Source organism: Dehalococcoides sp. UCH007, assembly GCF_001010485.1.
Taxonomy (GTDB): Bacteria; Chloroflexota; Dehalococcoidia; order Dehalococcoidales; family Dehalococcoidaceae; genus Dehalococcoides; species Dehalococcoides mccartyi_A.
In genome coordinates this window covers 871,827-897,659 of the sequence record NZ_AP014722.1, presented here as the reverse complement: position 1 = coordinate 897,659, position 25,833 = coordinate 871,827, and the positions used below count along the sequence as shown (strand labels likewise).

Here is a 25,833-nt window from a genome sequence, read left to right as displayed (position 1 = left end):
CAATCATTGATTGAAGCGGCTCCGTGTACACGGAGCCGCTTTCTTGTATTTATCAGTTTGATTCAAACAAAAATAACAACCCGAAATAAAATTTAGGGCTTTTATTCCGTGCTTATGCGTAGTATCATGAGAAATGCTTTGATTGTATGGATACTGGTTGTATTCTTGTCTTTTTGTATACCTGAAAATTAAGGGATGGCCGTGGAAAAAATAATTTTGAAACCCAGCAAATCCTCTCCCAAAACAGGTCATTGCACTTCACCCGTTCGGGTATTACTTGTAGATGATCATGAAGTTGCCAGAGAAGGGCTGAGAAAGATCCTACACTCTGAATCAGATATTGAGATAATAGGCGAAGCTGACAATGTCCCGGATACACTTAGGCTGGCAGCAGAATTAAAACCGCAGGTTGTCTTAACCGATATAAAAATCTCAGGTACCGGCGGGTGTGAACTCCGCCAGCAGTTGAAAACAATCTATCCCCTGATAAAGGTTATAATCCTTACCGGCTATGAAGCAGAACAATACGCAACAGAGGCTTTGTCTAGCGGAATGAACGGGTTTTTAACCAAAGATTGCCCGCTTGAGCTTCTTTCCAATGCTATTAGGGTAGTAGCTTGCGGCGGCAGTGTCTGGCAGGGAAATTTGCTTGAAATTGCCTCTAAGAATCTTGCCTGCTTTGTAAATGAAAAGACTGTCAGCCGGAACATGGTAAATGAATATTCATCTGCTGCGGTCAGTATAATACCGCAAGATGTACTCTCTCCGCGTGAATTGGAGATACTTATTATGGTTGCCCGCGGCTATACCAACAAGGAAATCAGTGTTAATTTGAATTATGCTGAAATTACCATTAAAAAATATGTAAAAGGTATTATGACCAAACTAAATGTTTCTAACCGTACTCTGGCAGGTATTGCGGCTGTGAAATTCGGACTTGTTTAGCTTTATTAGATTGTATTATTGATGATGCGGGATATTAGTCAAAAGGGGGAAGCGTATACGCTTCCCCCTTTTTTGTTTTCAGTACAAACGGCATTTATGGCGTGGCTATAGATATATACTTGTGGCCGATCATATTGAATACAGCTTTGCCGTTTACCATGGTAATAGAATTGACGGAAAGGCCGGGTATATGGCTGATGAGACCATCTGTCAGGGTGATGAGTTTGCTGCTAAGTTCATCCAAAGCAGCCTGTGGTATGGAAAACCTGCCTAGCTCAAATTTTTCTAGCTGCAAGGATAGATGGTTATTGGTCATGGATGGTGTGCATTTAACATAAAAAGCAGGATTGGATATAAAATAGCGGCTGTATTTGTTCCAGTACTCAGAAACTTCGGCATTGCCGTCCATAGCAGTAATAAAATCCTGAATTACTTTTATATCAAAAATTCCGGAACATTCTACTGTCCCGTCATTGTTTATTCTTACCTGAAAATTTTTTACCGGTGTGTACCTGTAATTAGTTTGATTTACGAAAGCGGTCAATTCCTCAGCAGTGTAAGAGGTATTAACGATGCGGGAGCCTGAAAAAATAATGCTGTCTGCCGGAGGGGTGTCAGATGGTAAAGTACCTATAGTAACACCGCTTTTAGAAACCATAGTTTGATAGTCCTGACTGGTGGCGGTTACACCCAAATCACGCGGTTTGTCTGATCCCATCAAGCTGGAAACACCCGGCATTATACCCAGATAGCCCATAATCAGCACTGCGGCGGCCAGTATAAGTACCGCAAATGTTATGATAGCGGTAACAATACCTTTTACCATCTATTAACCCTCCCGTTCGTTATAATTTTTAAAGATGAAGGGATTATAAGTGTTCCAGTCGGGTTATTCAATAGATATGGCGTATATTTATATTTTAGCCATATGGGTGATTGAAGGCGCGCCCTTTTGATGTTACGCTTATATTTGCGGATATGAATTATCTGAAGAATATTAAAATATATCTGACTACCTACCGCTGGATATGGGTGCTGATAGGCGGGTTAGGTTTGTTTTTAGGTGCCGAGCAGCTTATCAAACTGACCCACGGGACTAATTTTTTGCCGCTGTTGGTAGTTTTGGGCGCTTTCATTATGCCGGTAACTTTCGTGGTTTTTATATATGAACGCCTGCCACTGGCAAATATAAATATCCGCTGGGTGCTGGCCAGTTTCTTTGTGGGCGGAATAATTGGACTTTTGATGGCCGGCATGCTGGAATATGCCACTGTTTCCAGTCTGAGTCCGTCCGGACTGCTGACAGTGGGGGTTATAGAGGAAGCAGCCAAACTAATATTCCCGATGATGCTTTTCTGGGGCGGAGGTTTCAGGGCTGAGGCTAACGGGGTTTTGTTTGGAGTGGCGGCCGGTATGGGTTTTGCAGCTTTGGAAACTATGGGTTATGGGGTAGTCAGCCTTATCCAGAGTCAGGGGGATATAAACCTTCTGGAGCAGGTGCTTCTTTTCAGGGGGTTATTATCTCCTGCCGGACATGCCGCCTGGACGGGTATAGTCTGTGCTATTTTGTGGAGGCAACGAGTTGAATATAACAGAGGGCCTCTAAATCTGGCGGTTATTGGCGCATTTATACTGGCAGTGGGTCTCCATATTGTATGGGATATAGCCAGCGGGTTGAATCTACCTGTTGTCTGGGCGGCAATAGTGCTGCTGGCGGTGGCTGTTTTAAGTCTGCTTCTACTTATAAGGGCTATACGTCATGCCCGTTACCAACTGCGGCGGAAAGATTTATTATTTTAGACCGGCGGCAGAGTTTTTGCGGGTTTCTTTTTCAAGCGGCTTACAATCTGCTGGATAGCAAAAGTGCCTATATAAAGAACGGTCAATGCACTCGTGAAGATGATTACCATTTGGACAGGGTTTAACGTAAATACCTTTCCTACGACTGCTCCGAAGATAACATACAGGGCATCATAAAATAAACCGGATATCAACACCCCAAGCATCAGTACTTTGGTTTTGCGTTTAGCACCCATAAGCAGGGTCAGCGGTATACGCAGCCACATAAATCTGCCTACAGCTATGGCAAAGGGGGAATAAAAGTTTATTTTCTGGAGGGCAGGTGATTCGGACATTTTCTTAAGAGGGGTTCTGGTACGCAGAAAAGTAATAAACCTTTCAATGGGGCCGCTGCCTACTCTGCCCAAACGTGATAGAGCTAAAGCCCCTATCTGGCGGCCAGCCTGAGCTACCAGTATCAAAAGTATCAGAAGCCATATAGACAACTCTCCGTTAGCTGCCTGATAGCCGCCCATCAGCCAGGCTGTTTCCAAAAGATAAGGTATGGTGAGACCGACAGTTTCACTGATAAAACAGATACCGAACAGTATCACCAATACTACCAGATTAAATTCCGAGAGCATGGCAACACTCTGGGTGATTAGCGCTTCAAAATCCACTGCAATACCTAATTGTAAGCACTCAGCCCCAGCATTTCGGGCACAGTAATAAATTTATAGCCCTGATGGAGCAGGTTTGATATCAAGCTATCCAGTACCTTAACAGTCAGCTGGCAGTCAGATTGAAGGCTGTTTGAGTCTACGCCATATCCGTCATGGAATAGTAGAATACAGCCGGGGCTGATTTTATCGAGTATCTTTGAAAGAGCATTGTCTGTTTCACCCAGATTTTTACCTTCCACTGCATATCCCCAGTTGATGGTTACTATCTGCATTTCGCTTGCGGCTGACAATTCCCAGGGAGACCTTTTTCCATATGGCGGGCGATAAAGACAAGGGGTAACGCCGGTGGATTTACAGATAACCTCCGCACATCGCAGTATATCTTTTGCCCCGAAATCAGACAGGGCATGGTTGGCATTATGGCAGTAAGAATGGTTGCCCAGTATATGCCCGCGCTCAAGTATTTCTCTGGTTAGTTCAGGGTAGGTCTCTACATTTTTGCCCACCACAAAAAAGGTGGCTTTTATGCCATATTTATCCAGGATAGCCAGTATTTCGGGGGTGTATTCGGGATTGGGACCATCATCAAACGTAAGAGCTATAATCTTTGTATGCCCTTCACCTTCAAAATACACCTTGCCGAACAGCTGGGAAGATGGGCTGGCGTATCCCCAGAAGAGTATGCCCACTAAGCCGAGTATGGGTAGAGTATTTTTCGCTGAACGGAAAAATAAGGGGCTGCGGTACAAACGGTGGAAAAATTGTCCGATATGCTGAAAAACCCAGCCGGTTACCATGGCTATATTCTTAAATACATCACGGAGTATTCTGAAAAATGGCTTGTGTACTCTTCGGGCGGAAGTAGTGGCTACCAAACGGCGGTCAAGGAGTACTTTACCCTGCCGGCTAAGCCGGGTGGATATATCATACTGGTCTGCCGAAAAGGTACTTACATGGTAGCCGCCAATCCGTTCAAATACGTGGCGTTTAAAGGCAAAGTTAGCCCCGGAAATAAGCATGGGGCGGCCGTGAAACAGGTAGGTATAGGCGTTGCATATCAGGCGCAGCAGATACTCCAGAAATGCCCACCACGGAGGGTCAGCATATCTGTATATACCAGCGACCGCTACCGCTGAAGGCTGGTGTTTAAAGTCTGCGTATATGCGGGAGAGCCAGTCCCGGGGGTAAATGGTATCGGCATCGGCCTGAACAATTATTTCACCTACCGCGGCTGCCGCACCTATCTGGCGGGCATAAAAAGCGCTGTGTTTTTCACAATGCAGTATTTTTACAGGGTATTTGCGGGCAACCAGTGCGGTTTTGTCTGTACTGCCGTTTACCACTACTATGATTTCATAGCTGTCAAAGTCCTGTTGGCATATGCTGTCAAGACAACGCGGAAGAAATAGCTCCTCATTGCAAGCAGGCAATACAACACTGATCATACGGTGTTATTATAGCCTATATGTCAAAACATGTCATAGCAGGGGCATGTCAATAACCGTGAAAGATCGGCTGAGGGTTTTTTTGGTAGCCGTATCAAAATCATAAACAAGCATGGCAGGGGTTTCTCCAAGGTAAACCAGCTTTTCACACCCGTCTTCAACTACCACGCTTCTGGCTTGAGTGAAATCCACCTGGTTTTCTTTGCCTGTGCGGTTGCAAACCCAAAGCGGCAGGCCTGTTTCAGCTGAACGTTTTTTCCAGCGCTCTTCCGGCGGGTATTTATTTCCCCAGGCTGCAGCCACAATAATAATTTCGGCACCATGTTTTGCAAGTATCTTGGCATGTTCACCATCGTAGGTATCTGCGCAGATAAGCATACCCAGCTTGCAACCGTCCATTTCAAAGACGGAAAGGCGGCATCCGGGGCTTGACCAGCCTTCTTCTGTACCGGGGTGTACCTCTATTTTGCAGTGTTTGCCGACAAGTTCTCCCTGGCGGTTTACAGCAAACAGACAGTTATAGCATTTGCCGCTTGACGGGTCTTTTTCAGGGTAGGAAAGGAACAACCCCACATCTAAAGATTTGCATAACTCCAATATCTTTTTAAGCCATGAGTCAGGTTGAGGGGATATCCATTTTGTACCGATAACTTCTTCAAAAAAATAGCCTGAAACAGCCATCTCTGGCGTGAGCACCCATTTTACCCCGGCCTGAGCAGCTTTACGGAGGGCATTGGATATTAAGGTGCGGTTCGTGTCTATATCCGCTGTTCTGGGTTCAATGTGCAACATGGCTACTTTAATAATTCTGGTCATCAGTAGTCTATCCCTTGTCTTGCGTCCACCCCTTTTTCAAACGGGTGTTTACGGTTGACCAGTTCAGTTACCTGATCTGCCAGCACCACTAGACGGGTATCCGCATGGCGTCCGGTCAGTATCAGCTCTACTTTTGGGGGTTTGGATTTTACCAGTTCAACCACCTCGTCTACATTTATTAGTTTCCAGGCGGAGGCTGTGTTTATTTCATCCAGCATTACTACATCATACTCACCGCAGGAAATCACTTTTTTTGCTTCAGCCAGGGCTTTTTGGGCGTAATCCAAGTCTGCTTGAGTGGTATACTGCGGGCCCATAAAATCACTGCGGCCGAAAATGGCGTAATCTATACCCGGCAGACGCTTAAGTGAGTTATATTCACCGCCTTCGTGAATACCCTTCATAAAAAAGACTATATAAACTTTCAGCCCGTATCCGGACGCCCGCATAACTGTCCCCAGTGCCGCCGAAGTTTTGCCGCGGCCTTCTCCGGTAAATATCTGGACAAGACCTGTATTGTATTTAGTAGTCTGCCGGGTGTCATTCACTTTTCAACTCCTGCATATATTAGGGGATATTATTTATATCCAGACTATGGCTATGCATATGCCTGCCCAGATAAACATGCTGGTTTTATAAAGTCTGGCCGCTCTACTCAAACATAGGGTACTTAGCGGACGGAGAGATTTACCCATAGTGTAGCACCTGGCCTTTTTCAATGAAACATCCAATGCCCCTGCCATGGCGGCCATCGGCCAGCCTGCATTTGGGGAGGTAGTCTTGGCATGGTCTGAAATGGCAGAACGAAGTGCCTGTTTATGATTCTGGTGAATGATAAATGCACCGGTTATAAAAAGTAGAGCAGTCAGCCGGGCCGGGATGAAATTAGCCACGTCGTCCAGACGGGCGGCAAATTTGCCCAGATATTCGTATTTGCCGTGAAAACCTATCATGCTGTCCAGCGTGTTTATAGCACGGTAGGCAAATGCTCCCGGTATGCCCAAAAGTATAAAGTAAAATAAGGGGGCAACGAAAAAATCACTGGCATTTTCTGAGATGGAGCGTATGGAAGCGGAGATAATATCCTCACGGCTAAGGCTTTCTTTATCATGCGGGACTGTGCCCAGCAGGGTTTCCAGTTCTTTAGGCGGAGCACCGGAGCTGTTTTTTTCAAGCAGTTTTTTTATTTTAAGTGCTATTGCCCACTGCTCACGAAGGCAAAAAGCGGGTTTAAGTATCAGCCCTCCTGCAAACACATAGATCAGGGTGTTAAAATCTTTTAGATATCCCAGAATGAAGAATACCGCTGTAAAGGATATGCTTACGGTTAGTATGCTTAAGAATGCCCCGTAAATAAACTGGGTTTTAGGATTGCGGGACGGGCTGAAGCGATCCAGAAAGGATATGAATTTGCCAAGCCAAACTACCGGGTGAAGAGGTGCGGAATATTCACCCAGTACCAAGTCTAAAGCAATGGCAAGTACAATTATATATACAGTTTCCACAGTTAGCTAATATTTATACCTGATTAACATTTTTAAAAGGGTAGTTTGCTTAGAATAGCCGTTTTACCTCAAAAAAGAGGTCTTTTTTATCCAGATTGTCAGTGGTTTGCTGGGTGCAGGTAACGGTGCTGAGATATTTTTTTGCAAGAGCTACTGCCTGGCTCATTTCTTCCTGAGTAGCTCTTCGCCATGTATTATCACCGCATTCAAAATATGCATCTATCCTCAGGGGAATATTCGGGCTGAGACTGGCAATATGCTTGGCAATAGCTTCTGTTTCAGCCAAGTCTATATAACCGGGTATAAATACCATTTCGGCTCTAAGCTTTTTGCCCGAACGGAAAATAGCTTCAAAATTTTTCAGCATTTTAGTATTGGATACTTCGGTGTAATCCAGATAGAGTTTCGGAGTAACCGCTTTGAGGCTGAAAACTACCTCGTCTATGTTGGAAAGATCAGGCAGTTTCAACCCATTTGTGTTTAAGGTTATATAGACGCCAAACTCGGCTTTAAGGCGGCGGCATATTTCTTCGAAATGGGGGTCTATGGTCGCTTCCTGCCCTTCAAATAGAACTTCTTTGAGCTCTACTTTGCGCAGGGTTTCCATAATCCCGTCTAAACTCAGGAACGATTCCGGACCACGGGGTGGTGACAAATGGGGGTCACGTGAGACCACGTCCAGATTTTCTTCCAGGGCCAGACAGTTGATTTCTTTTTTGCATAGACAGCCGCGGCATTTCAAGTTGCAGTTCCAATGAAACAGATAGGCTTTTTTTATGCCGGGAGCATAGGCTATATGATAAACATTGGTCATTTCCGGGTTGGCTTGGCGGTCAGGCATAATACGTGGTGTATGAGAATTTGCGGTCATAAATATATATTCCTACAAAAAATTATCTAACATTATAGCACAATATTCCCCCGAAATAGTTTTGGAGTTTTGGAAATATACAATTTTAAATGATTTTCAGATGCATTTTGTGCAAGTATTGGCAAAAGGGAAAGGGGTTGTTATTATAAATGGATAATCTTTGTATATGAGGTGCCCTGTGGAAGAAAAAATCCTTGGTGTAGTACCTAATTTTAAGAAGTCCAAGTCATGGGGAAGATGGGATACATACTCTTTGGTGGTTACAGACCAGAGCTTTATATTTGCTTTAATGACCAGCCAGATGGTAAAAGATGCGGCTGCTGAAGCCCGGAAAAACGCTAAAGAAGCAGGGAAAGGTTTTTTTGCCCGCTGGGGTGACCAGATAAAAAGCGGATTTACTCTTTATCAAAAGTACTATAATATGCCTGTCGAGTCTATACTGGAGGAGAGCAAAGAGAATTTCCAGCTGCAGCTTGATAATATTTCAAAGGTAATTGTAAAGAAAAAAACAGGCGATGAAAATCTGGCGGATACTACCGAGATAAAGATTGAAACTGCAAGTGGGAAACAGGAATATTTTATTGATGGTACCAGCAAGGAAATGGTAGGTTTGTTTGAAGCTGTTCTGGGGGATAAGCTAGATATAAAAAAAGGCATATTCGGTTTAGGATGAAAAGTGCCTGTCGGGAAGTTTATCGTATTGAAGGGGGTGTAAATACCCCTTCAATTTTTAACACACATATAAAGATGCATCTAGTCACCAAGAGGCAGGCTAGAGAGATAGCGTTCTCCGCTATCAGGCATAATGGCAACAATAAGTTTGCCGGAGTTTTCAGCTTGTTTGGCGGTTTCCAGTGCCGCCCAGAGTGCTGCCCCGGATGAAATGCCTGCCATGATACCTTCTTCGCTAGCTAAACGCAGTGCCATTTTTACGGCTTCTTCACCGGGTACACGTATAACTTTGTCTATCAGTTCAAGTGACAGTATGCGGGGTATAAAGCCTGCACCTATACCCTGGATAAGGTGAGAATGAGGTTTCCCGCCGGAAATTACAGGTGATTCAGCCGGCTCTACCGCTACTATCTGTATAGATGGTTTGGCGGCCTTTAATCCTCTGGCTGTGCCGCTTAAAGTGCCGCCCGTACCTACGCCTGCTACCAATATATCTATCCTGCCGTCGGTATCCCGCCAAATTTCCTCAGCAGTGGTTCGGTAGTGGCTTTCGGGATTAGCCGGGTTTTCAAACTGGTTTGGAATGAAGGCCTGTGGCAATCTGCTTTTTAATTCAGATGCTTTTTCTATCGCCCCCTGCATACCTAATTCTGCAGGGGTAAGCACTAGTTCAGCTCCCAGCAGACGGAGTAGACGCCGTCGCTCAACCGAAAAGTTTTCAGGCATGGTAAGCATCAGACGGTAACCTTTAGCGGCACAAACGGCGGCTAATGCTATACCTGTATTGCCGCTGGTTGATTCTATTATGATGCCTCCGGGTGAGAGCTTACCTTCTTGTTCCGCCTTTTCTATCATATGCAGAGCCGGACGGTCTTTGGCGCTGTGAGTGGGATTGAACGATTCCAGTTTCAGTATGATTTCGGCTTTCAGCCCGCTGCCTATCTTGTTTAAGCGAACCAGCGGTGTGTTGCCGATAAGTTCCGTAATATTTGAGGCAATGCCGCATCCCTTGCGGGTATTGGGTTCAGATGCTCTGTTTTCCATACGGACCCCTTTAGACCAATATTTAAAACTAGTATAAATAGGATTGTCGGGCATGAACCCAGGTTTGTCAAGAATGTTTTAAAAATAGCCTAATGCGTGTTATACTACTACTTCATTATGAGCTTATTATCGGTTATGTTTATTGCGCTGGGACTTTCGGCTGATTGTTTTGCCGTATCAATCGGCATAGCATGTACCCATACAAACATTAAAAGCCATGTCATGTGGCGGGTTGCCGGTGCTTTCGGTATATTTCAGGCTGGGATGGCTACTATCGGCTATTTTGCCGGCCTGAGTGTCATAGATATTATATCTGCCTTTGATCATTGGATTGCTTTCGGTCTGCTGTCAGTTATTGGTGTACGCATGGTATATGAAGCTGTGCAGGGTGAAGATGACCAAAAGCTGGTAAAGCTTGACCTAACCCGCGGGCTTGGTTTACTGGGTGTGGCGGTGGCTACTTCAATAGATGCGCTGGCTGTCGGATTGGCGTTTGCAGTTGAAGATGCCAATATCGGGCTTGCGGCTTTGCTGATAGGTTTGGTTTCGCTCGCGGTTAGCTTTATGGGTTTTAAACTGGGCAACCGTATCGGCCATTTGGCCAGCCGTTGGGTTGGTATAGCAGGCGGGTTGGTGCTGGTCTTAATAGGCTTAAAAATACTAGCAGAACATACTCTTGGCTGGGAACTACTGGTGTAATACAGGCGAAATGATTGCGAAATAATAATGTATTAATTACATTGATTTAGCTTGCGTGATATTTGACAAGCGATTATCTAAGTGCTAATTTATATAAATACGGAAGTTATATACCGTATGTAGGGGTAAGTATGAAAAGGGTACAAATTAAAGAAGAACTTTGTATGGGCTGCGGCCTGTGCCGTGTAGCCTGTCAGACCGAACACTCAGTCTCCCATGACGTTATAAAGGCCGTCAAAAAGGAAAATCAGAAACCCAGAATACGGGTTGAACGCAAGGGTGAGATAAGTTTCTCCGTTCCCTGCCGTCACTGTGACGAGCCATGGTGCGCTTATTCCTGCATCAGCGGGGCTATGACCCGTGACCCTATAACGGGTATTGTGTCCAGTGATCCTGAAAGATGTATCGGCTGTTGGACATGCATTGTGGCCTGCCCGAACAGTGCTCTTATAAAAGACAAGGCAAACCATGTGATTCTCAAGTGTGATCTGTGCGGCGGTAAAGAAATACCCGCCTGTGTAGCTAACTGCCCGAATGAAGCCTTGGGGCTGGTTGACGGCTAAAAGGCTGGTAAAACGATGATTGCGCTTGTAGATTACGGTGGGGGTAACCTGAAGAGTGTGGCGAATGCCATACATGCTTTGGGATATGAGTTTACCCTGACTTCAGACCCAAAGGAGCTTCTTTCTGCTCAGGCAGTTATCCTGCCCGGAGTGGGTGCGGCGGCTGATACGGTTACCGGGCTGAAGGCAAAGGGACTGGATGAAGCTATAAAAGAGCTGGTAAAGAGAGATATCCCCCTGCTGGCTATATGCGTGGGTATGCAGGTGCTTTTTGACTCCACCGAAGAGGGGAATAAAACAAAGTGTCTTGGTATTTTGAAAGGCGAAGTAAAACGCCTGCCTGACGGGGTAAAGATACCCCAGATGGGTTGGAATCAGCTCAAGCAGCGGGTTTCACACTCCATATTTGAGGGTATACCTGACGGGGCTGATTTTTATTTTGTCCACAGTTATTATGCCAGCCCTGCTGACAAACATATTATAGGGGCAACCACAGACTACGGAGTGGATTTTTGCAGTTTGGTTATCAGTAAACGCCTTATCGCTACCCAGTTCCATCCGGAAAAGAGCGGTAGCTACGGCTTAAAGTTATATCAAAACTTTTTTAAGATGGCTCTTGGGAGATAAAAAATGAAAGTCGATTATTTGATTGTAGGATGTTCTGCCGGCGGTATAGGCGCGGCAGAGGCTATTCGGGAAGTGGACCGTGACGGTTCTATTGTCATAGCGGGGGAAGAGCCTTATCTGGCTTATTCGCGCCCCATGATAGCCAAGTATCTTTCCGGACAAAAAAACGTGGAAAAAATACTTTTCCGCCGTCCGGAATTTTATGCTAATAACAATATTACCTGTCTGACTGATACCAAAGTGGAAGCGGTGGATACTGCTGCCCATGAGGTCAGCCTTTCAAACGGGGAAAAGATTGGTTACGGCAAACTCTTGCTTGCCCCCGGCGGCAAACCCATTGTACCGCCGATTGACGGGTCAAACAAGGCGGGTGTTTTTAACTTTATAAACATGAAAGACGCCTCTTTGATAGACAGCTATGTAAAGGCCGAAAATGTAAAGAAGGCTGTTATCATAGGCGGTGGTCTTATTGGCATGAGTGCCGCGGATGCCCTCACTAAGCTGGGTATTGAAGTAGATATTATTGAGCTTAAAGGCCATATCCTGAATACTATTCTGGATGAAGCAGCCGGCAAGATAGCTGCTCAGACAGTTACTTCTTATGGTGTAAAATTGAACACCGGACGGACTGTGAGTAAAGTACTGGGTTTGCACAAGGTTGCCGGGGTGGAGCTGGACAACGGTCATCAGATAGAAAGCCAGATGATGGTAATAGCCATCGGTGTTATTCCCCGGACAGAACTGTTTAAAGCCGCCGGTCTGGAAGTTAACCGCGGGGTGGTGGTAAATGACAATATGCGTACCAGCAACCCTGATGTATATGCCTGCGGTGATGCTTGTGAGTCTTTTGATTTTATCTATAACAGCCGCCGGGTTACTCCTATCTGGCCTAATGCTTATATAGGCGGGCGGATAGCCGGTTACAATATGGCCGGTATGGTTACCACCTATCACGGCGGTACAGTGATGAATTCTCTTAACTACTTCGGCATGGATATTGCCACTGCCGGTATGTCGGTATTGCCGCCGGATGCCAGTGGTCTTGAAGTTCTTTCGGCACTCACCGCCAACGGATACAAGAAACTGGTCTTAAATGAACAAGGCAAGATTGTGGGCATGTTAACTCTGGGCGAAACGGATACCGCCGGTATTATATTCGGCCTTATGCGTGACCAGAGTGATGTACGCCCCATTAAAGATAACATACTTAATGAGAATTTTGGTCTGGCCTATCTGCCGGCTGACAGCCGTGAAGAACACCTTCATGGCAATACTTCGGGCAGGGTAGCCCCGGCTGATTTCAAGCATTAGCAGGAGATTTCCATGAGAGACTTAACTAGAGTAAGCAATAGCCATTCGGACAGCAAGGTTATAGATGCCTGTTCGCTTTTCGGGATGATGGATACCTCCGGGGGGCGTTTCTCCGGGGCTGATTTGATTACTGCCATCGGCAGTATGCATGACCGTGGAAACGGGCTTGGCGGCGGCTTTGCCGCTTACGGAATTTACCCTGATTTTGCCGAAGAATACGCTTTCCATATCATGTTTCTCAGCCAGCAGGCTAAAACGGAAACAGAGTGTTTTCTGGAAAGCTTTTTTAATCTGAAATACAAGGAAGAAGTTCCTACCCGTGACCAGCAGGGAATTACCAACCCGCCCATTGTCTGGCGGTATTTTGCCTCGGTCAGCCCTGAAAAATGCGGCAAATTTATTGAAGAAGATTACGTGGTAGACCGCGTAATGTACATAAACACCTGCATAGATGATGCCTTTGTGTTCTCAAGCGGCAAAAACATGGGTGTCTTTAAGGGTGTGGGCTATCCTGAGGATATCGGGCGCTTTTTCCGCCTGGAAGAATACGAAGGTTATCTGTGGACTACTCATGGACGCTTTCCTACCAATACCAAAGGCTGGTGGGGAGGTGCTCACCCGTTCTGCCTGCTGGACTGGACAGTGGTGCATAACGGGGAGATTTCTTCCTATGGCATAAACAAGCGTTTTCTGGAGCAGTACGGATACAAATGCACTATGGAAACCGATACCGAAGTAGTAGCATACGCGGTAGACCTGCTTATGCGTAAGCACGGTCTGTCTATTGAGCTGGCGGCTAAAGTAATGTCTGCGCCTCTCTGGAATCAGATAGCCCGTTTGCCGGAACACGAACGCAAGATTATGACTACTCTTCGCCAGATTTACGGCGGTTTGCTTTTAAATGGTCCGTTTACAGTCATTGTGGCCCATACCGGCGAAATGATAGGTATGACAGACCGTATACGTCTGCGACCCATGGTAGTGGGTGAATATCAGTCAAAGCTGTTTATTTCGTCAGAAGAGTCTGCTATCCGGTTGGTGCAACCGGAACTGGATAAAGTCTGGTTGCCCGTTGGCGGTGTTCCGGTAGTGGGCAGCTTGAAAAATCCCATCAAGGCGCAAAAGGAAACTACTGCATGCTGAATAAACGGGTTATTCCATGTTTAGATGTGAATAACGGACGGGTAGTTAAAGGTACCAGTTTTGTAAATCTGCGTGATGCCGGTGACCCGGTGGAACTGGCGGCGCGTTACTACCGCGAAGGTGCTGACGAACTGGTGTTTTTAGATATTTCAGCTACTACCGAAGAACGCAAGACTATGGCCGAGGTGGTAGAGCAGGTATCTAAGGAGGTTTTTATACCTCTGTGTGTGGGCGGTGGTTTGCGGAGCATTGCGGATATGAATACTCTGCTTCGGGCCGGCGCTGACAAGGTCTCTATAAATTCGGCAGCCGTATCTACCCCGGATTTGATAAGCCGGGGAGCTGAAAAATTCGGCCGGCAGTGTATTGTAGTGGCTGTTGATGCCAAACGTGAAGGCAACGGCTGGCAGGTTTATACCCATAGCGGAAAGAAACCCGCCGGGCTGGATGCGGTGGAGTGGGCTATTAAGGCAGAAGCACTGGGTGCTGGAGAAATACTCCTGACCAGTATTGATGCCGACGGTAAAAATACCGGATATGACAATGAGCTTAACCGGGAAATCAGTTCCCGCTTGAATATACCCGTTATCGCTTCAGGCGGGGCGGGTAGCCCGGAAGACTTGTATAACGCCCTGGATAAAGGGCAGGCAGATGCGGTGCTGGCGGCCAGCATTTTCCATTACGGGCGTTACACTATAGCCGAAGTAAAACAATATCTTAAGAGCAAGGGTTTGCCGGTAAGGCTGGAGAACTAAGATGAAGACATTTTTACCTTCTAAATTTATAGTAGACAGGATTGAAGACCGTTGTATCAAGTGCAAGGTCTGCATAACTCAATGCAGCTTTGATACCCACTATTACGACGAAGATGATGACCAGATAAAGGTCCGCAACCAGAACTGTGTGGGTTGTCACCGCTGTGTGACCTTCTGTCCCACTAATGCACTGGTCGTGCGGAATAATCCTTTGGAATACCGCCAGAATGCCAACTGGACGCCCGAAATGATAGAGGATATTTTCAAGCAGGCTGAAACAGGCGGCGTTCTCCTTACCGGTATGGGCATGGATAAGGCTAAACCCATTTACTGGGATAAACTGCTTATAAACGCTTCACAGGTAACCAACCCTTCCATAGATCCTCTGCGTGAGCCTATGGAACTTACCACCTATTTGGGGCGCAGGCCTGAAAAAGCCGCTTTTGATAATTGCGGTAATGTGAAAGAAAACATTACCCCCCTGGTGAAAATAGATGTGCCGGTTATGTTCTCTGCCATGTCTTATGGCGCAATCAGCCTGAATGTCCACCGTTCTCTGGCTCAGGCAGCTAAAAATATGGGCACTATGTGGAATACCGGTGAAGGCGGTCTTCACTACAGCCTGATGGAATTTAAAGATAACACCATAGTCCAGGTAGCTTCAGGACGTTACGGCGTTCAAAATGATTACCTTAATTCAGGGCGTATAGTGGAAATCAAGATAGGCCAGGGTGCCAAGCCCGGCATTGGCGGCCATTTACCCGGTGAAAAGGTGAGTGCTGATGTTTCACTTACCCGTATGATACCCATGGGGACAGATGCTATTTCCCCTGCCCCCCAGCATGATATTTACTCTATAGAAGACTTGTCCCAGCTTATATACGCTCTTAAAGAAGCCACCCGTTACCGCGTACCTATTTCGGTAAAGATTGCGGCTGTACATAATGTTTCGGCTATTGCCAGCGGTATTGTCAGGGCAGGTGCGGATATAGTGACTATTGACGGTATGCGGGGTGCTACCGGTGCTGCCCCCAAGGTTATCCGTGATAATGTGGGTATACCTATTGAGCTGGCTCTGGCGGCGGTTGATTCACGCTTACGTGAAGAGGGTATCCGTAATCAGGCTTCACTGGTGATTTCTGGCGGTATCCGCAACAGCGGTGACGTTTTTAAGGCTATTGCCCTGGGTGCTGATGCTGTCAATATAGGTACGGCGGCTTTAGTAGCTTTAGGCTGTCATCTTTGCCAGCAATGCCATACCGGCAAATGTGCCTGGGGTATTTGTACCTCGGATTTAGCTTTAACCAAGCGTATCAACCCTGAGATAGGTGCTAAACGCCTTTCCAATCTGCTGCGCGGCTGGAGCCTTGAGATTAAAGATATGCTGGGCGGCTTGGGCGTAAATGCTATTGAAAGCCTCAGAGGCAACCGCCTCCATCTGCGAGGTGTAGGTCTATCCGCTGAAGAGCTGAAAATTCTTGGAGTAAGGGCGGCAGGTGAATAAATGAATAGCATTGAAGTGAAACAAAACCAGGATACTGCCTGTGTAAATTTGCACGGTGTTTATTACCGTGAGCTTAATACCCGTTTGGCAGAGCTGGTAAATCAGGGTGTCCGCTCTTTGGAGCTTAACAATGCCTGCGGCCAGCGTTATATCGGTACCAGCCTTAAAGGTGACCTTAAAATAACCATAAACGGCACACCCGGCAACGACCTGGGGGCTTTTATGGATGGCCCCAGCATAACAGTAAACGGCAATGTGCAGGATTGCTGCGGCAATACTCTGAATAATGGCTGTATTGTCGTTCACGGGCATGGCGGGGATATATTCGGTATGTCTGCCCGCGGCGGCAAACTCTTTGTACGTGATTACGTAGGTTACCGTGCCGGTATTCACATGAAAGCCTATCAGGATAAAAAACCTTCTTTGGTTATCGGGAATACCGCTCAGGACTTTCTGGGTGAGTACATGGCTGGAGGTGTGCTGGTAGTACTGGGTTTGGGGCTTGGGGAAAACGAAACCCACAAGGCTAACTTTATTGGTACAGGCATGCATGGCGGTGTAATATATATGAGCGGCAAGGTTGAGGAACACCAGCTTGGCAAAGAAGTGGCTATTGCTGAGTTGGATGAGGCAGACTGGAAAACTTTACGCCCTTTAATTGATGAATTTGCTCTCCACTTTGGTTATAATGCAGAGGAGATAGCTGCCAGGCCTTTCTACAAACTCTACCCGAAATATCTCAGGCCTTATGGCAGAATGTACGCTTATTAAGAAACACTTAAGGCGGGCCAGTTGTTAAAACTGTTTATTGTGACTGCAGACACTAAAAAAATGGGCAGTTTGCTTAGGGAACTGGAGGCTGACCGGTTTGAAATAAAACAGGCGGCCTCTTTTGTTTTGGCTTATCCTCTGCTTGCCGAATTTGTACCTGATATTGTCCTGCTGGATTTTCTTAGCCTGCAAAATGAGCCATCCGAATGGGAAATTCCGGAAGATGTTCATTTAGATAGAAATCCGCTGGTAATGGGTCTGTTACCTGTAGATGATTACGAGAATATTGCTCTTAAACCTGGGCTGGATGATTTTATCCGCTGGCCCGGTTCTATGGGCGAACTGAAAGTCCGCCTGGCGCGGTTGGCTGAAAAATGGGGGATGAGTGAGCCGGGTATTATAAAAGCAGGTGATCTTGTAATAGATACCCTTGGCTGTGAAGTCACTCTGTCAGGGCGGCTGCTTGACCTGACATTCCGTGAGTTTGAACTTTTAAAATTCTTAGCCCAAAACCGGGGACGTGTTTTTTCCCGTGAGGCTTTGCTTAATAAGGTGTGGGGATATGACTATTACGGCGGAGACCGCACCGTAGATGTCCACATAACCCGCCTGCGGGGCAAGATAGAAGATTCCTCTCATACATTTGTTGAGACCGTGCGTAACATAGGCTACCGTTTTAAACGCCGTTTTTGACATTCTCGGTTTTCTCCTTTGGCATTTTTACCGTAATATTCCTGAAACTTAAATTTAATTTGATTGCAATACGGCGTTAATCTGTTTTTAACCTGCCATAGCTAAACTGTATATAAATAAGTATACAGAAGGAGGGTTTAGTTATGGACAGCGGCGATACGACTTGGCTACTTGTCTCCACCGCTCTGGTCATGCTAATGACTCCGGGCGTGGCTCTGTTTTACGGAGGCATGGTCCGGCGTAAAAATCTGGTTTCCACCCTGATGATGAGCTTTGGCGCTATGGCCCTGGGTGGCGTACTCTGGGTTCTGATCGGCTACAGCCTTGGTTTCGGTAACGATATCAGCGGTCTGGTAGGCGGCCTGAACTTTCTGGGTTTAAATGGGGTGGGGCAAGACCCGTCTGACACTTATGCAACTACTGTACCTCATTTAGCCTTCATGATGTTCCAGGGTATGTTTGCTATTATCTCTCTTGCCCTTATTACCGGTGCAGTAGTAGAGAGAATCCGCTTTAGCGCCTTGCTCCTGTTCGGAGCGCTCTGGCTTTGCCTTATTTACTCACCCATTGCCCATTGGGTCTGGGGTGATGGCGGATGGTTATTCAATCTGGGTGTTTTGGACTTTGCCGGCGGTACTGTTGTACACATTAACGCTGGTGTTTCCGCAATGGCTTTGGTATTTGCACTGGGTGCCCGCCGTGGTTTCCTTAAGGAACAGATGGAACCCAACAACCTGCCCATGGTTATGCTGGGTGCGGCTCTGCTCTGGTTCGGCTGGTTCGGTTTCAACGGCGGCAGCGCTTTAACTGCCGGTGGTCTGGCTTCAAATGCTTTTGTTACTACTAACACTGCAGCTGCCAGCGCAGCTCTGTGCTGGATATTCCTTAGCTGGCGTCACCGCCGGCCGTCGCTTCTGGGTGCTGTTACCGGTGCAGTTGCCGGTTTGGTAGCTATTACCCCTGCGGCTGGTTTTGTAACACCTTTGGCGGCTATCGCTATTGGTGCGGTGGCAGCTTTGGTTTGCTACGGTGCTATGATATTCAAGATGAAACGCGGATTTGATGATTCACTGGATGTTATGGCGGTACATGGTGTAGGCGGTATCTGGGGTGCTTTGGCAACAGGTATCTTTGCCAGCGTAGCAGTAAACTCTGCCGGTGCTGACGGTCTTTTGTCCGGTAACGTGGAACTGTTCCTAAAACAGGCTTTGGGTGTGGCTGTTACAGCCGGCTTTGCCTTCGTTGGCAGCTTCATAATAGCCAAGGTTGTGGATAAACTGGTAGGTCTGCGTGTTAAAGAACCCGAAGAAATGATAGGGCTTGATATTGCCCAGCACTCTGAACGGGCTTATGGTGGGAGTTTAAGATGAAAAAGATAGAAGCCATTATCCGCGAAGAAAGATTGGAACCTGTTAGAAAAGCATTGGAATTGGCAGGATTTGCCGGGCTGACTGTAACCGAAGTAAGTGGACGCGGAAAGCAAAAGGGCGTTCCGCTGCAATGGAGAGTAGGTGAGTACCGGGTAGAGTTCCTGCCCAAGCTGAAACTGGAAATGATTTGCCATGATGATGACTGCCAGGTTGCAGTTGATGCCATTGTCAAGGCTGCTCGAACCGGACGTATTGGAGATGGTAAAATATTCATAATGCCGGTTGAGCAGGTAATACGTATCCGTACAGGTGAAACAGGCGCTGAAGCAGTCTAGGCTGTACGAGACGTAACATTTCTGAAACAATTGTGAAATAATACTGAAATATATAACTGGTAGACTAAACAACCGATTTGGGGAAAATATTTCCCCGGCAATAAAAGGAGATACGTTAGAAATGACGAGGGCAGAATCTGTAGAGTACGTTCTTAAAACGGCTAAGGATCATAATGTACGGTTTATCCGCCTGTGGTTTACTGATATTTTAGGCACCTTGAAGAGTTATTCCATTGCCTATAACGAGCTTGAAAGGGCTTTGGAAGACGGTATGGGTTTGGACGGTTCTTCTATTGAAGGTTATGCCCGTATAGATGAATCTGACATGGTTGCCTTGCCTGACCCGGATACTTTCCGGATTATGCCCTGGTCTAATGGCGAATATCAGGTTGCCCGGATGTTTTGCGATATCAAACATCCGTCCGGTGAGCAGTTTGAAGGTGACCCCCGCTACGTCCTTAAGAGGAATCTGAAAAAAGCGGCTGATATGGGTCTTACATTCTATGTAGGACCTGAGCTGGAGTATTTTTACTTCAAGAATGACCGCTCAACCGAGTTTTTAGATGAAGGCGGCTATTTTGACCTGACTCCCCGTGACTTGGCAACTGACCTTCGCCGCGAAACCATAGTGGCTTTGCAGGATATGGGTATCATAGTTGAATATGCCCACCACGAAGTCGCTCCCAGCCAGCATGAAATTGATATCCGCTATACCGATGCTTTAACCATGGCGGACAATGTTATGACTTACAGGCTGCTGGTTAAAGAAGTGGCTTTGCGTCATGGATTGCATGCCAGCTTTATGCCCAAACCTGTAGCTTCTGTAAATGGCTCCGGTATGCATACTCACCAGAGTCTTTTCAAGGGTGACAAAAACGCTTTCTTTGATGCCAAAGATTCCTACTATCTGTCACCTATGGCTAAGCAGTACGTAGCCGGTATCCTTAAGTATGCCCCCGAATTTACCGCAGTCACCAACCAGTGGATTAACTCGTATAAACGGCTTGTACCCGGTTTTGAAGCTCCTGTGTATCTTTCCTGGGCACGGCGCAACCGGGCTGATCTGGTACGTGTACCTGAGTACAAACCAGGACATGAAAAATCTACCCGCATAGAGCTTCGCTCTGCTGATCCGGGGTGTAACCCCTATCTGGCTTTCAGCGTTATGCTGGCCGCCGGTCTTAAGGGTATTGAGGACAAACTGACTCCTCCTGCTCCCATAGAAGAGAATGTCTATGAGATGAACGAAGCTGAGCGTGCTAAACGCGGCATCGGTACTTTGCCCGGCAGTTTGCTGGAAGCCCTGAAGCTGACTGAGGGCAGCGCCCTGATGCGTGAAGCTTTGGGTGAACATGTTCACGAGGCATTTATTGCTAACAAGAAAATAGAGTGGACTCAGTACAGCATGGCTGTTACGGACTGGGAACTTAAGAGATATCTGCCCGTTCTATAGCCTTTACTAAATAAATTGGCACAGGGTCTGGGAAATAGGTTACAATAGCCTATACCAGACCCTGTTTTTTTATATATGAGGGCAATATGGGAAAACTGCGTTTAGCAATGGCGCAAATTGATAGTGTGGTGGGAGATTTAGCAGGTAACACTGCCTGTATTGTCGGCAATATTCAAAAAGCACGTTCACTGGGTGCTGATGTGATAGCCTTTCCGGAACTGGCTATTTGCGGTTACCCTCCGGAAGATTTACTGCACAAACCCCGCTTTGTGGAAGAAAACCTGCATGCGCTGGATGCGGTAATAAAAGCTTCACAGGGTATTACGGTAATTGTAGGGTATGTAAATTCAAGCGACGGCCTTCATAATTCTGCTGCTGTTATCCATAACGGCTGTTTGATAGACAGCTATCATAAGATATTTTTGCCTAATTACGGCGTGTTTGATGAGAACCGCTATTTTATGCCGGGTAACCGCTGTCCAGTGTACACCATTTGCGGACTGCAGGTAGGAGTAAATATTTGCGAAGATATTTGGTTTACTTCCGGTCCGTCCACTGCCCAAGCCAGCAAGGGAGCGGAACTTATTATTAATATAAGTGCTTCGCCGTATCATCTGGGCAAGAGAAATCAGCGCGAAAAAATGCTTTCAAACCGTGCCCGGGAAAACCGGGTATATATTGCTTACACCAACATGGTAGGCGGGCAGGATGAGCTGGTATTTGACGGTGCCAGCAATGTTTTTGACTATAATGGCAATCTGGTGTTAAGGGGCAAACAGTTTCAGGAAGATTTGCTGGTGCTGGACCTGGATATCCCTATTTCGCCTGTACAAAGGGATATAAATATAGAAGTCCCGGACTCTATATTTGTTTCGGCATCAGGTCTTAGTGAGCCAAAACTGCCGGTTAAAAATAGTGACAGTGTTCCTCTGGATGCTGATGCAGAGGTTTATCAGGCGCTTTTACTGGGTACTAAAGATTACATAAATAAAAACGGCTTTAAGAAGGTGGTTATCGGTCTTTCCGGGGGGATAGATTCCAGTTTGGTAGCTGCTATAGCCACAGATGCCTTGGGTGCGGATAATGTAGTGGGAGTTATTATGCCTTCCCGTTATTCTTCTGCGGGCAGTATTTCAGACAGTTTGCGTCTGGCGGAAAATCTGGGTATAAAAACCCTGCAAATCCCCATAGACCCCATTTTCAAATCATTTCTGAGTACCCTTTCAGAGGTATTTGCCGGAACTGAAACTGACACAACCGAAGAAAATATTCAGGCACGTATCCGGGGTAATCTGCTTATGGCCCTTTCCAATAAATTTCACTGGCTGGTGCTTAATACCAGTAATAAAAGCGAAACCGCTATAGGCTACAGTACCCTGTATGGTGATATGGCCGGCGGTTTTGCCATTATCAAGGATGTTCCCAAGGTGCTGGTTTACCGCCTGGCTCACAACCGCAATAAATCAGCCGGCTTTGAGCTGATACCCCATAATGTGCTCACCAAACCGCCATCTGCCGAGCTTAAACCCAACCAGTTTGATACTGATTCACTGCCACCATACGAAGTACTTGACCCTATTTTGGAAGCTTATGTAGAACAGGATAAAAGCATAGACCAGATTGTGGCACTTGGATTTGAAGAGAGTATTGTAAAACGGGTGGTCAAAATGGTAGACCGTAGTGAGTATAAACGCCGTCAGGCCCCCCCGGGCATTAAAATAACTTCCAAAGCTTTCGGACGCGACCGCCGTTTGCCTATTACCAACCGCTATAATCACGCTAACTAAGCAAATGACTGGCGTGGAGTAAACAATATGGAAATGCCTGAAACTTCAGCCCCAGAAATAATTGCCCCCTGCGGTATAAACTGCCTCGGCTGCAAGGCTCATATTATGCAAAAAAAGGTCTGTCCGGGATGTTTTACTGACAGCCGAACTAAGTCAGATAGCTGCCGGAATTGCCGTATAAAAGCATGTGCCGCAGAGCATGAGGTGAATGCTTGTGCTGCTTGCAGTGTGTTTCCCTGCCGTTAGATTGTCAATATTGACAAAAGGTATAGACTACGTTACGGCCTCAGCCTGATTGAAAACTGGCTGTTTTTGAAACAGAATGGTTTTGAGGCATTTTTTGCCCGTGAAAAAGAACGTCTTAGTTGCCCAGAATGCGGAGGGATAATCTGCATTCATAACCGCACCTGCAGTACCTGCCTTAAAACATACCCGATAGATAACTCCTCCCGATAGGTTGTGCCTGCACTGCAGGGTTTAGCCGCAGGAAAGCCTTGCAGACTAAAGTAATCGGGATATTTCGGTGCGGTAAATGCGGCAAAGAGAGCAATCTCCCTCAGGCTGCCAGCTTCGGGCAAGTTTAGGGTTAAAACCCGCCTTGTTCAGCAGACGCACTAAAGTACAAACAGGCAACCCCACTACATTCAGGTAACACCCGTCTATCTTTTCCACCGGATTAAATTCGCCGTCCTGTATGCCGTATGCACCGGCTTTATCCATGGGTAAGCCGCTTTCTACATAGCTTTGGGCTTCAGCGGCAGTAAAAGGGCGCATAATAACGGTGCTAAGGCAGGAGGCGGAGTGAATTTGGCCGTTTGCGGTATTTAGCAGGCAAACTCCGCTTATTACTTTGTGGCTCTTGCCGCCCAGCCTCAGCAGATATTCTAAAGCTTCTTTTTTTGATGCAGGCTTGCCGAGTATGCCGCAATCATCTGTCACTACGGTATCTGCGGCTATTATCAGTCCGTGGCTGCATTTGCCGGCAATATCTTTGGCTTTAGTTTCTGCATTTAAAACGGCAAATCCGGCAGGTTCAGCCGAACTGTCAGGGGATACTTCGGCTTGTGAGGGGCAAACTGAAAACGCCAAGCCCATTTCACTTAGTATCTGGCGTCGGCGGGGTGAGGCTGACGCCAGTATTATTTCAGGGAGTTTGCCGCTTGGATTATCAGACATAATTCCACTTGCTTTCGTGCCTCATATTTAATCTGAAATCAGGCTGAGCAGGTTATCCTCAAGGCTGTAGTAAAGAGGTACAACCATTATGCCGGGGTATTTATCCGCCAGGCGTTTGGCCTCCGCAACTACAAATTCAGCTTCGTTGTCAATTTCAAACATCGGGGCATAGTTCATAAAGTGTTCTTCGGCTCTGTCCCTGTTCCAGCCGGCATTTTTGCAAAGCCCCTCTATAAACTGAGATTTCTTTGAAGCCAAGTTTACCATGCCGCAATTGTTATGGGCGATAAGGGCTATATGTTTGATTTCACCTATGGCTATTGCGTACGAAACCTTGAACTCGCTGTTTCGCAGATTTGCTCCGCCGGTCCGGAGTATATATGCAAAGTTTTCGGGTATGCGGAGCTGTTTCCGGTTATCCATGCACATGCCTACAAGCAGACGGGCAGAGTGACAGGTATGTAATTCCTTGCCCAGATTCTGATACCCGATAAGCTCGGCAATGGGGGTATTCATATATTCAGGTGGTATCTGACTGATATCGGTTATTTTTACAGTTTTCATAAAAGCCCACTTCACGGTTAATTAAATCGATGAAACTATCCTTTGCATTTAAGTAAGGCCAGGGTTTCCACGTGGTAAGTCTGGGGGAACATATCTACCGGGATTACCTGTGAAAGTTCAAACGGGCCGGCAAGCAGGATTTTAAGGTCTCTGGCCAGTGAAGAAGGGTCACAGGCCACATATACCAGATTCAGGGGCGGGTTTTGGCATATGGTGGCTAAGACAGACGGGTGGGCACCGCTGCGGGATGGGTCAAGTATGAGTGCGTCCATCTGTCCCTCAAACCGGTTTATAACGTCCTCTGTCTTGGACTGAATAAGTTCAATGTTGTCTATGCCCGAAATATTTAGCTTTGCATCTTTAACAGCGGCGGCAGATTCCTCAATTGCTATTACCCGTTTGCAGTCTGGGCTGAGAAGTACGGCAAATGTACCTACTCCGGCATAGGCATCTACCAGTGTTTCACTGCCGCTTAGGTTCAGGTGTTCTTTAATAAGCTTTGCCATTTTTTCTGCCTGCGGGTTGTTTACCTGAAAAAACGAAGCGGCGGATATGCAGAAATCATGCCCCATCAGCAGGTCATGGTACTCTTTTTGACCGCTTTCGATGTTTATGTCAGCCTTTATCAGTTTAGGCTGGATAAGGTAGCTATCCTTATTGCTTGCGTGGCGGATGGAAAGCTGGCGGGTTTCGCCGCATTTGCCTTGCAGTTCTCCTAATACCCTGTTTATGCCGGGGTTCATTATCTGGCATTGGTCTACCTGTATATGGCGGCGTGAAAAGCGGTTTACAAAACCCAGATTGGCATGATAAATGGAAAGGCGGGCATGATTGCGGTAACCGCCTTTATCATCTGAAGGGATTACAGGTGATATATTAAGACTGTGCAGACCTGCTTTTTCAAACTCAGCAGAGACTATCCTGTGCTTCAGATTCAATTGGTGTTGGTAATTTATATGCTGGAAAGTGCAACCGGTGCAATCACCGAAATACGGGCAGGACGGGGCAATCCTATCAGAGGAAGGAGTATGTACTTTTATTACCTGGGCATAACCCCGCCCGGCTTTATGGACAAAAAGGCGGATATCTACTGTTTCCCCTTTAATACCCCCGAAAACCTCAAGGGTACTATCTGTCAGGCTTACTTTGGTCAGCCCGAAGCTTTGGCCTTCTTCAAGGCAGACATTTTCAATTATTCCGGGTGTGATTTCGTTCATATTCAGAGGGCATTGTAGCATAAATGAAGATTAGGAGTTTAATTTAGATACAAGGGGCATAAGTGTTAAAAAATGTCTTGTTACCAGTTTACTTATAGCCTAAAA

The 25,833-nt window shown here is 46.5% G+C and carries 28 protein-coding genes; 17 read left to right on the top strand and 11 right to left on the bottom strand.

The window, feature by feature from the left end; genetic code table 11:
* Positions 1–201 precede the first annotated feature (201 nt).
* Positions 202–945 (top strand): response regulator transcription factor, encoded by a 744-nt coding sequence (locus tag UCH007_RS04760; RefSeq protein ID WP_046961195.1) that lies wholly within the window; start codon positions 202–204, stop codon positions 943–945.
* A gap of 94 nt (positions 946–1,039) precedes the next feature.
* On the opposite strand, the gene UCH007_RS04755 is transcribed toward UCH007_RS04760, so the two are convergent.
* Positions 1,040–1,771, bottom strand: coding sequence for a hypothetical protein (locus tag UCH007_RS04755; protein ID WP_046961194.1), 732 nt, complete (start codon positions 1,769–1,771; stop codon positions 1,040–1,042).
* Positions 1,772–1,923: 152 nt separating this feature from the next.
* Between UCH007_RS04755 and UCH007_RS04750 the strand changes: the two genes are divergently transcribed.
* A complete protein-coding gene (locus UCH007_RS04750) occupies positions 1,924–2,745 on the top strand; it encodes a PrsW family intramembrane metalloprotease (RefSeq protein WP_046961551.1) in 822 nt (273 codons plus the stop codon).
* On the opposite strand, the gene UCH007_RS04745 is transcribed toward UCH007_RS04750, so the two are convergent.
* From UCH007_RS04745 to UCH007_RS04720, 6 genes are read right to left on the bottom strand one after another with little or no spacing between them, the layout of a single operon-like run.
* Positions 2,742–3,404 (bottom strand): hypothetical protein, encoded by a 663-nt coding sequence (locus UCH007_RS04745; RefSeq protein WP_023652478.1) that lies wholly within the window; start codon positions 3,402–3,404, stop codon positions 2,742–2,744. The genes UCH007_RS04750 and UCH007_RS04745 overlap by 4 nt on opposite strands.
* A gap of 8 nt (positions 3,405–3,412) precedes the next feature.
* Positions 3,413–4,852 carry a polysaccharide deacetylase family protein gene (locus UCH007_RS04740; RefSeq protein WP_046961193.1) on the bottom strand — a complete coding sequence of 480 codons (1,440 nt, stop codon included), beginning with the start codon at positions 4,850–4,852 and terminating at the stop codon, positions 3,413–3,415.
* A 33-nt stretch (positions 4,853–4,885) separates the two neighbouring features.
* On the bottom strand, positions 4,886–5,668 hold the full coding sequence (locus UCH007_RS04735; protein ID WP_023652476.1) for a carbon-nitrogen hydrolase family protein: 783 nt from the start codon (positions 5,666–5,668) through the stop codon (positions 4,886–4,888).
* Positions 5,668–6,216 (bottom strand): cob(I)yrinic acid a,c-diamide adenosyltransferase, encoded by a 549-nt coding sequence (locus UCH007_RS04730; RefSeq protein WP_046961192.1) that lies wholly within the window; start codon positions 6,214–6,216, stop codon positions 5,668–5,670. Before UCH007_RS04730 ends, UCH007_RS04735 begins: the two co-directional genes overlap by 1 nt.
* Positions 6,217–6,249: 33 nt before the next feature.
* On the bottom strand, positions 6,250–7,173 hold the full coding sequence (gene cbiB, locus UCH007_RS04725; RefSeq protein WP_046961191.1) for an adenosylcobinamide-phosphate synthase CbiB: 924 nt from the start codon (positions 7,171–7,173) through the stop codon (positions 6,250–6,252).
* A gap of 49 nt (positions 7,174–7,222) precedes the next feature.
* Positions 7,223–8,044, bottom strand: coding sequence for a radical SAM protein (locus UCH007_RS04720; protein WP_046961190.1), 822 nt, complete (start codon positions 8,042–8,044; stop codon positions 7,223–7,225).
* A gap of 178 nt (positions 8,045–8,222) precedes the next feature.
* Between UCH007_RS04720 and UCH007_RS04715 the strand changes: the two genes are divergently transcribed.
* Positions 8,223–8,717: a hypothetical protein gene (locus UCH007_RS04715; RefSeq protein ID WP_231854678.1), complete on the top strand. Its 495-nt coding sequence runs from the start codon at positions 8,223–8,225 to the stop codon at positions 8,715–8,717.
* An 80-nt stretch (positions 8,718–8,797) separates the two neighbouring features.
* On the opposite strand, the gene cysK is transcribed toward UCH007_RS04715, so the two are convergent.
* Positions 8,798–9,760: a cysteine synthase A gene (cysK, locus tag UCH007_RS04710; RefSeq protein WP_023652472.1), complete on the bottom strand. Its 963-nt coding sequence runs from the start codon at positions 9,758–9,760 to the stop codon at positions 8,798–8,800.
* A 117-nt stretch (positions 9,761–9,877) separates the two neighbouring features.
* On the opposite strand from cysK, the gene UCH007_RS04705 reads away from it, so the two are divergent.
* From UCH007_RS04705 to UCH007_RS07865, 14 genes are all read left to right on the top strand, one after another.
* The gene (locus UCH007_RS04705; RefSeq protein ID WP_046961188.1) at positions 9,878–10,459 is read left to right on the top strand and encodes a manganese efflux pump MntP; all 582 of its coding nucleotides are present in this window, start codon (positions 9,878–9,880) and stop codon (positions 10,457–10,459) included.
* 131 nt (positions 10,460–10,590) lie between these two features.
* Positions 10,591–11,022, top strand: a complete 432-nt coding sequence (locus tag UCH007_RS04700; RefSeq protein WP_010936826.1) for a 4Fe-4S dicluster domain-containing protein — start codon at positions 10,591–10,593, stop codon at positions 11,020–11,022.
* 15 nt (positions 11,023–11,037) lie between these two features.
* A complete protein-coding gene (gene hisH, locus UCH007_RS04695) occupies positions 11,038–11,649 on the top strand; it encodes an imidazole glycerol phosphate synthase subunit HisH (RefSeq protein ID WP_046961187.1) in 612 nt (203 codons plus the stop codon).
* Positions 11,650–11,652: 3 nt separating this feature from the next.
* Positions 11,653–12,960, top strand: coding sequence for an NAD(P)/FAD-dependent oxidoreductase (locus UCH007_RS04690; RefSeq protein WP_046961186.1), 1,308 nt, complete (start codon positions 11,653–11,655; stop codon positions 12,958–12,960).
* 12 nt (positions 12,961–12,972) lie between these two features.
* Complete coding sequence (locus UCH007_RS04685) at positions 12,973–14,103, top strand: class II glutamine amidotransferase (RefSeq protein ID WP_046961185.1); 1,131 nt, start codon at positions 12,973–12,975, stop codon at positions 14,101–14,103.
* A complete protein-coding gene (hisF, locus tag UCH007_RS04680) occupies positions 14,097–14,858 on the top strand; it encodes an imidazole glycerol phosphate synthase subunit HisF (RefSeq protein ID WP_046961184.1) in 762 nt (253 codons plus the stop codon). Before UCH007_RS04685 ends, hisF begins: the two co-directional genes overlap by 7 nt.
* Position 14,859: 1 nt before the next feature.
* Positions 14,860–16,362, top strand: a complete 1,503-nt coding sequence (locus UCH007_RS04675) for a glutamate synthase-related protein (protein ID WP_046961183.1) — start codon at positions 14,860–14,862, stop codon at positions 16,360–16,362.
* Entirely contained in the window at positions 16,363–17,133 is a 771-nt protein-coding gene (locus UCH007_RS04670) for a hypothetical protein (RefSeq protein WP_041331108.1), read from the top strand. It abuts the gene before it with no gap.
* Positions 17,134–17,154: 21 nt separating this feature from the next.
* Positions 17,155–17,826 (top strand): response regulator transcription factor, encoded by a 672-nt coding sequence (locus tag UCH007_RS04665; RefSeq protein ID WP_046961182.1) that lies wholly within the window; start codon positions 17,155–17,157, stop codon positions 17,824–17,826.
* Between the two features lie 143 nt (positions 17,827–17,969).
* Positions 17,970–19,196, top strand: coding sequence for an ammonium transporter (locus tag UCH007_RS04660; protein WP_041331104.1), 1,227 nt, complete (start codon positions 17,970–17,972; stop codon positions 19,194–19,196).
* Positions 19,193–19,531 carry a P-II family nitrogen regulator gene (locus UCH007_RS04655; RefSeq protein ID WP_012882212.1) on the top strand — a complete coding sequence of 113 codons (339 nt, stop codon included), beginning with the start codon at positions 19,193–19,195 and terminating at the stop codon, positions 19,529–19,531. The genes UCH007_RS04660 and UCH007_RS04655 overlap by 4 nt, the downstream gene beginning before the upstream one ends.
* Before the next feature lie 121 nt (positions 19,532–19,652).
* Positions 19,653–20,984: a glutamine synthetase family protein gene (locus UCH007_RS04650; RefSeq protein ID WP_023652463.1), complete on the top strand. Its 1,332-nt coding sequence runs from the start codon at positions 19,653–19,655 to the stop codon at positions 20,982–20,984.
* Positions 20,985–21,070: 86 nt separating this feature from the next.
* On the top strand, positions 21,071–22,771 hold the full coding sequence (locus tag UCH007_RS04645) for an NAD+ synthase (RefSeq protein WP_046961181.1): 1,701 nt from the start codon (positions 21,071–21,073) through the stop codon (positions 22,769–22,771).
* A gap of 27 nt (positions 22,772–22,798) precedes the next feature.
* The gene (locus tag UCH007_RS07865) at positions 22,799–23,017 is read left to right on the top strand and encodes a DUF3795 domain-containing protein (protein WP_231854677.1); all 219 of its coding nucleotides are present in this window, start codon (positions 22,799–22,801) and stop codon (positions 23,015–23,017) included.
* 255 nt (positions 23,018–23,272) lie between these two features.
* Here the strand turns inward: UCH007_RS07865 and UCH007_RS04635 are convergent, their stop codons facing one another.
* The 3 genes from UCH007_RS04635 to UCH007_RS04625 are packed head-to-tail and all read right to left on the bottom strand — an operon-like array spanning position 23,273 to position 25,728.
* Entirely contained in the window at positions 23,273–23,947 is a 675-nt protein-coding gene (locus tag UCH007_RS04635) for a Maf family protein (RefSeq protein ID WP_041331098.1), read from the bottom strand.
* A gap of 27 nt (positions 23,948–23,974) precedes the next feature.
* Complete coding sequence (locus UCH007_RS04630) at positions 23,975–24,511, bottom strand: carbonic anhydrase (RefSeq protein ID WP_023652459.1); 537 nt, start codon at positions 24,509–24,511, stop codon at positions 23,975–23,977.
* 35 nt (positions 24,512–24,546) lie between these two features.
* Positions 24,547–25,728, bottom strand: a complete 1,182-nt coding sequence (locus UCH007_RS04625; RefSeq protein WP_046961180.1) for a class I SAM-dependent RNA methyltransferase — start codon at positions 25,726–25,728, stop codon at positions 24,547–24,549.
* Between the last annotated feature and the right edge of the window lie 105 nt (positions 25,729–25,833).